This is a genomic window from Corynebacterium sp., from assembly GCF_012838985.1.
In the GTDB taxonomy this organism is placed as follows: domain Bacteria; phylum Actinomycetota; class Actinomycetes; order Mycobacteriales; family Mycobacteriaceae; genus Corynebacterium.
Genome location: NZ_DUOE01000191.1, coordinates 1 through 6,583, shown reverse-complemented (window position 1 = coordinate 6,583; position 6,583 = coordinate 1). Strand labels below are relative to the sequence as shown.

8 protein-coding genes and 1 pseudogene are annotated in these 6,583 nt (G+C 68.9%); 4 read left to right on the top strand and 5 right to left on the bottom strand.

All coding sequences use genetic code 11. The features are described 5' to 3' along the window. Positions 1 to 108 (bottom strand): annotated as a pseudogene (locus tag GXZ33_RS10940) (TIGR03089 family protein); the annotation flags it as partial. A 43-nt stretch (positions 109 to 151) separates the two neighbouring features. On the opposite strand from GXZ33_RS10940, the gene GXZ33_RS10935 reads away from it, so the two are divergent. From GXZ33_RS10935 to GXZ33_RS10920, 4 genes are all read left to right on the top strand, one after another. Next, positions 152 to 1,000, top strand: coding sequence for a phytoene/squalene synthase family protein (locus GXZ33_RS10935; protein ID WP_291341059.1), 849 nt, complete (start codon positions 152 to 154; stop codon positions 998 to 1,000). Further along, on the top strand, positions 997 to 2,538 hold the full coding sequence (crtI, locus tag GXZ33_RS10930) for a phytoene desaturase family protein (RefSeq protein WP_291341058.1): 1,542 nt from the start codon (positions 997 to 999) through the stop codon (positions 2,536 to 2,538). Before GXZ33_RS10935 ends, crtI begins: the two co-directional genes overlap by 4 nt. A 59-nt stretch (positions 2,539 to 2,597) precedes the next feature. Continuing rightward, a complete protein-coding gene (locus tag GXZ33_RS10925) occupies positions 2,598 to 2,729 on the top strand; it encodes a hypothetical protein (protein WP_291341057.1) in 132 nt (43 codons plus the stop codon). Between the two features lie 120 nt (positions 2,730 to 2,849). Next, a complete protein-coding gene (locus GXZ33_RS10920) occupies positions 2,850 to 3,203 on the top strand; it encodes a RidA family protein (protein ID WP_291341056.1) in 354 nt (117 codons plus the stop codon). Positions 3,204 to 3,242: 39 nt separating this feature from the next. Here the strand turns inward: GXZ33_RS10920 and GXZ33_RS10915 are convergent, their stop codons facing one another. The 4 genes from GXZ33_RS10915 to GXZ33_RS10900 form a co-directional block, all read right to left on the bottom strand. After that, a complete protein-coding gene (locus GXZ33_RS10915; RefSeq protein WP_291341060.1) occupies positions 3,243 to 4,655 on the bottom strand; it encodes an amidase in 1,413 nt (470 codons plus the stop codon). Next, on the bottom strand, positions 4,645 to 4,830 hold the full coding sequence (locus GXZ33_RS10910; protein WP_291341055.1) for a hypothetical protein: 186 nt from the start codon (positions 4,828 to 4,830) through the stop codon (positions 4,645 to 4,647). The genes GXZ33_RS10915 and GXZ33_RS10910 overlap by 11 nt, the downstream gene beginning before the upstream one ends. Positions 4,831 to 4,999: 169 nt before the next feature. Further along, positions 5,000 to 6,142: an SLC13 family permease gene (locus GXZ33_RS10905; RefSeq protein ID WP_291341054.1), complete on the bottom strand. Its 1,143-nt coding sequence runs from the start codon at positions 6,140 to 6,142 to the stop codon at positions 5,000 to 5,002. Between the two features lie 3 nt (positions 6,143 to 6,145). Then, a partial coding sequence (locus GXZ33_RS10900; RefSeq protein ID WP_291341053.1) for a LytR C-terminal domain-containing protein occupies positions 6,146 to 6,583 on the bottom strand: 438 nt, incomplete at its 5' end.

The window sequence follows — 6,583 nt, the reverse complement described above, 5'->3', positions numbered from 1 at the left end:
GTCCAGGGTCACTGCGGAGAAGTCGAGCCGCGCGCCGGTGGACTCGTTGTAGACGGTCAGCCGCGGGGTCGAGGGGTCGGTCCTGAGCAGATGTGCGAGAAGCTCCATGCCGCCCCATGGTAGGCAGCCTGCGTGGGATACGCTGCTATCCATGTCAGAGATGGTGGATCCCCTGCGCAGGTTCGACCGGATGGCCCACCGGGCCGCCCGGGAGGTCATCGGCAGTTACTCCACCAGTTTCTCCCTGGCGGCGAAGCTGCTGGCGCCGGGCATCCGCCGTGACGTGCAGAACATCTACGCGATGGTGCGTGTGGCGGACGAGATCGTCGACGGCCCCGCCGCGGAGGCCGGCGCCAGCCCTTCCGCGCTTCTCGACGCCTACGAGCAGTCCGTCCTCGTCTCCCTCACGGGACGCTTCTCGGTGGATCCCGTCGTCCACGCCTTCGGCCTCACCGCCCGGCGTTGCGGCATCCCCGCGGAGCACGTGACGGCCTTCTTCCGTTCGATGCGGGCGGACCTCACCGAGACGTCCCACACCCCGGAATCCCTCGAGGCGTACATCTACGGTTCCGCGGAGGTCGTCGGGCTGATGTGCCTGGCGGCGTTCCTCGTCGACCACCCAGTCACCCCGGAGGAGCGGGCGCGCCTCGAGCACGGGGCGCGGGCACTGGGCTCGGCGTTCCAGAAGATCAACTTCCTCCGCGACCTCGCCGAGGACTCCCGCGACCTGGGCCGCAGCTACCTCGGGGATCTCAGCGACGACACGAAACCGGCGTTCATCGCCGGGATCCGCGAAGAGCTCGCCGCCGCCCGCGACGTCCTCCCGCTGCTGCCGGGGCAGGCACGCGTCGGCGTCCTCGCGGCCACGGACCTCTTCTCGGAACTCACCGATCTTCTCGACGCCGCCCCCGTCGCCGAACTCCGCGCCCGCCGGCTGAGCGTGCCGATGCGCCGCAAGGTCGCCCTCGCCGCCCGCGCCATGGTGAAGGCTGGCCGATGAGCACCGCCGGGAAGGGCCGGGCGCTGGTCATCGGTGCCGGAGTCGCCGGTCTGGCCACCGCCGCACTGCTGGGCCGGGAGGGTTACGACGTCACCGTCCTCGAACGCACCGACGCCGTCGGCGGCCGCGCCGGGATCCACGAGGTCGACGGGTTCCGCTTCGACACCGGCCCCTCCTGGTACCTCATGCCCGACGCCTTCGAGCACTTCTACCGCCTGCTGGGCACGTCGAGTGAGGAGCAGCTCGACCTCGTCCCCCTCGATCCCGCGTACCGGCTCTTCCCGGAGGGGGAGGAACCACTCGACGTGCCCTCCGGTCCCGGGATATTCCGGCTGGCGGAATCGCTCGAGCCCGGGGCGGGGGAGAAGCTGCGCCGCTACCTGGAGTCGGCGGGGGACTCCTACGACATCGCCGTCGACCGGTTCCTCTACACGACGTTCTCCGACCCCCGCTCCTTCCTCCATCCCGCGACGCTGCGCCGTTCGGTGAAGCTGACGACGCTGATCACGCAGAGTCTGGAGGGGTTCGTCGAGAAGCAGTTCCGGGACCGTCGCCTGCGGCAGATGCTCACCTACCCGGCGGTGTTCCTGTCCTCGCACCCGGAGCGCACCCCCGCGCTGTACCACCTGATGAGTCACACCGACCTCGTGCAGGGGGTGCGTTTCCCGGTGGGCGGATTCGCGGCCGTCGTCCGGTCCTTCGAGAACCTCGCGCGCGAGCAGGGCGTGGAGTTCCGCCTCGGCGCGGAGGTGACCGCCATCCGCAGCTCCGAGGGCCGTGTCACCGGCGTCGAGCTCGCCGACGGTGCGCTTGTCGACGCCCCCCTCGTCGTCTCCGCCGCCGACCTCCACCACACCGAGACCCGCCTGCTCCCGCCGGAGCTGCGCACCTACCCGGAGAAGTACTGGGAACGACGCGAACCGGGCCTGGGCACCGTCCTCGTCCTGGCCGGCGTGCGTGGCGAACTGCCGGAACTGACGCACCACAACCTGCTGTTCTCCCGCGACTGGACGCCCGACTTCGACGCGGTCTTCGACGGCACCGGCTCCGGCCGCGCCTCCCGCTCGATCTACGTGTCCAAGACCTCCGCCACCGAGACCGACGTGGCACCGGAGGGGCACGAGAACCTCTTCCTCCTGGTCCCCGTCGCCGCGGACCCCGCCCTCGGGCACGGCTCCCTCTACCGCGGAACCGGCGCCCCCGCCGTGGAGGCGATCGCCGACGCCGCACTCGACCAGCTCGGCCAGTGGGCCGGTGTCCCGGACCTCAGCGAGCGCGTCGTCGTGCGTGAGACCCTCGGCCCGGCGGACTTCGAGTCGCAGTTCCACTCCTGGTCCGGCGGTTCCATCGGCCCGTCGCACACGCTGTGGCAGTCGGCCTTCCTCCGCGGCCGCAACGCGTCCCGCAAGGTGCAGGGCCTCTACTACGCCGGCGCGACCACCGTCCCCGGCGTCGGTGTGCCGATGTGCCTCATCTCCGCCGAGAACGTGGTCAAACGCCTGCGCGGAGACCGCTCCTCCGGGCCGCTGGAGGGCTGACGGGGAGGGGAGGGCGTCGATAAGCTGGCCGTGACACCCCTCTTCCCCAAGGAGCACCCATGTTGCCGAGCACCTTCATCCCCGTGACGATCCTCGACTGGGTCATCGTCTTCGCCGCCCGCTTCCTCAGCGATCCCTTCAGTTCGGAGACCGGCAGCGGACAGGCGTTGAGCAGTCTGTTCCGCCCCTGAGAACCCTCCGCCCGCGGCCCGAGAGGTACTCCCTTTTCAGGGGTAGCACACTGAAATAGTGGCGAAGATCACGCGGGCTGGCCATCATGGGGTGAATATCGACCCAGAAAGGACCACCTCATGCAGCCGACCTCCGATCACCCCTACGCGATGGCCAAGCGGGCCGGTGACTTCATCTTCGTCTCCGGCGCCCTGTCCGTGGACAGGGACTACCAGCCGGTGGAGGGCCGCAGGGAGGCCCTGGCCGCAGCGCTCGAGCGCATGACCGAGCGCCTGGCCACCGAGGGCGGCGAGCTGAAGGACCTGGTGAAGCTCACCTACTTCGTCACCGACATCACGCTGCGCGAGGAGGCCAACGAGCAGTTTACCGAGCACTTCGCGGAGGCCCGCCCGGCGCGCACCTTCCTCGAGGCGTCCGGCCTGCCCTACGGTGCGACGGTGGAGATCGACGCGATCGCCTACGTGGGGCAGTAGGCGGGCTGAACCACCGCGCCTTGTCCGTGGTCACCGGTGTCAGGCTCCGACCGGAGCCCGCTTTCCTTCCATCGGGTCGTTCTTCTCGACGAAACCACCTGCCCGGAGGACGGTGGACTCATCGAAGGCGCGGCCGATGATCTGCAGGCCGACGGGCATGCCGTCGTTCAGGCCGGCAGGGACGCTGAGTGCCGGCAGGCCGGTGAGGTTGCTGGGGCCGGTGTACCGGATGAACGCCATCACCAGGTCGACGTCGGTGCCGTTGAGGTCGGCGAACTCGGAACCGATCTTCGGCGGCATGACCGGCAGCGTCGGCGCCATGATGACGTCGACTTCCGACAGGGCGGCGGCGAAGTCCTTCTTGATCTGGCGGCGGGCCTGCTGCGCCTGCAGGTACTCGACCGAGGAGAACAGCTCCCCCAGCTCGAACAGGAAGCGGATGTCGGCGCCGAAGTCGTCGGCCCGGGCGACCAGGTCGTTGTGGTGGATGGCGGAGGCCTCGGAGAGGCTGACGGCCAGCTCGGTCCACTCGGAGATCGCCAGGGAGGGGATCTCCACCTTCTTGAGCTGGGCGCCCTGTTCCACCAGGGCGTCGATCTGGGCGCGCACCAGGCGTTCCACCTCCGAGTCGACGTCCCGGAAGAAGTAGTCCTCCTCGATGCCGATGACGAGGTCCTTCGGGCTTCCGTCGAGGGCACTGAGCGTCGGCGTGACGGGGACGTCGACCGCGGTCGGGTCCTTGGGGCTGAACCCGGCGATCACGTCGAACAGTGCGGCAGCATCCTCCACCGACTTGGACATCGGGCCGATGTGGTCGAGGCTCCAGGCGAGCGGGAAGCAGCCGTCCTTCGAGACGCGTCCGTGCGTCGGCTTGAGACCCACCAGGCCGCAGGCCGAGGACGGGATGCGGATGGAGCCGGCGGTGTCTGTGCCGAGGGTGTTGAAGCTCATGTCGGCGGCGACAGCGGCACCCGACCCGCCACTGGAACCACCGGGGACCTTCTCCAGGTCCCAGGGGTTGCCGACGGCGCCGAAGTGCGGGTTGTTGTTGTCGATGCCCCAGGCGTACTCGTGCATGTTGAGCTTGCCGGTGAGGACGATGCCCGCGTCCTTCATGCGGGCGACGACGGAGGCGTCCTCCTCGGGGACGAAGTCCCTGTGGATCTTCGACGCCATGGTGGTGGTCTCGCCACCGACGTAGATGTTGTCCTTGATGGCCATCGGCACGCCGTGCAGCGGGCCGCGGCTCTTGCCGGCCGCGATCTCCTGGTCTGCGGTCTCGGCCTCCTGCAGGGCCTTCTCGTCGCGGAAGCTGATGTAGGCGTTGACGTCGCCGTTCAGCTTGTGTGCGTGGTCGAGGAGGGCCTGGGTCACCTCGACGGCGGTGACCTCCTTGTCGGCGATGAGCTTGCCGACCTCAACCGATGTCTTCCTGAGCAGCTCACTGGTCAACGTGGTCACCTCCCGGGATGTTCCGGACCGCGAGGTCGGCGTCGTCGAGCGGGACGACGTCGAGATTCTGTTTCAGCGACTGAATCTCCTCCCACATCGCCTCCAGCTTCGTCAGGTGCTCCGGGCTCGGGTGAATGTCCCGTGCGGCCAGAGCATCCTTCACTGAAAAGCTCATGATGTCTCCTTAATCCAAGAAATGAGTGAGCCATATCACGTGATTGAGATCACGTTTGGCGTCGACCCGACCATAGCTCACAAGAACTTCGATTGCAGTGATCGTCTTTCACTAACGACGCCCCGCGGGCCCAATTTCAGCCTCTACCTGCGGTTTTGTTGCGGGGGTGTCAGTGAGTCAAAAGGAGGGAGGCGGTCGCCGCGACGATCGCGATGGGCGCAATGACCAACCCTGCGAACATGAATGTGGACCAGCGGATCCCCACGCCGTGACGCCTGGCCTGGTCGGCCCACAGGAGGGTGGCCAGGGAGGCCCACGGCGTCACGATCGGCCCCGCGTTCACGCCGATCAGCAGCGCCATGAGGTCGGCGGGTGTGGCTGCCGCCGGTTCGAGGGCGAGGTAGGCGGGGATGTTGTTGCCGGCGTTGGATAGCAGTGCCCCGGCGAACGCGAGCGTGAAGGGTCCCCGGTCCGCGAGCGCCACCAGGACGGGATCGAGCAGCCCGAGGGTGTGCACGAGGGCGGCCGCGGCGCTGAGGGAGAACGCGAAGGACAGCGTCGACCAGGGGATCATCCGGTGCACCGGCGTGGGGAGGCCGAGGCTGCGCAGGTAGAGCACGGCGACCAGTGCGGCGGCGGTGGTGGGCACCCAGACGGGAAGCGGGGTCAGCAGCAGCACCAGCAGCACGCCGATGAGGCCCGCAAACCTCCGGGACTCGGGGGAGAGGGGGACGGTGGTGGTGTCGGCGAGTGGGGAGCGCTCGGGCCGGAAGACCAATGGGGCAAGGACCGCGATCATCGCCAGCACGACGGCCGGCAACCAGCTCAGGGAGAGGTAGTCACCCAGACCCGAGAAATGCCCCGTCTCGACGGCGAGGAGGTTCGTCAGGTTGGAGATGGGCAGGAGCATCGACCCGAGGTTGGCCATCCACACCACCGCGAAGGCGGCTGCCAGGGTGTTGAGCCCTGAACCACGGGCGATGGCGATGACCAGCGGAGTGATCAGGATGGCGGTGGTGTCCAGGGAGAAGAAGACCGTCACCACGAGGGAGATGCCGAAGATGAGTGCCCACGCCCGGGCCGGGGAGCCCCCACCGCGGCCACCGGACAGGCCGAGGAGGCGCTGGAGGTGACCGATCAGCCCCTCGAAGGTCCGCACCGACTGTGCGGCGTTGACGACCACGGACATGGCCGCGACGAACCCGAGGACCGGGACGATCCGCCGGAGCAGTTCGACGGCGGCGCCGCTGTCCAGCAGAGCCAGGGCGGCCAGCCCGCAGAAAGAACTGACCGCCAGGACCCAGGTGCGCACCTCCTAGTTCACGCACCTCGGTCCGTCGCCACCGGCGTCGATCTCGGGGGCGACCTCGGCCTTGCCGAAGTCGGAGCCCGGGGTACCCACGGTCTCGGTCTCGCCGACGCCGACCCCGGCGCCGGAGGAGGGGCCGACGGAGGAGTCGCCGACCAGGGAGGCGTCGCCGAGGGGGCCGTTCCACTCGTCGTGGGTGACGACGATGAGGGTGTCCGAGTTGAGGCCGGCGTTCTCGGTGACCGGCAGCCCGCCGAGGGCCGCGGCCAGGGCGAGTGCGTCCGGATCGGTGGCGGAGGCCGCGACGACCTGCGAGAAGGTGTAGATGCCCGGCAGGGCGTTGGTCACCTCGACGACGGAGTAGCCCTCCGCGGAGAGCCAGCCGCCGACGTTGCCGGCCAGACCGGTGGTGAAGCCGGCGTTGAGGACGTGGATGTCCTTGCC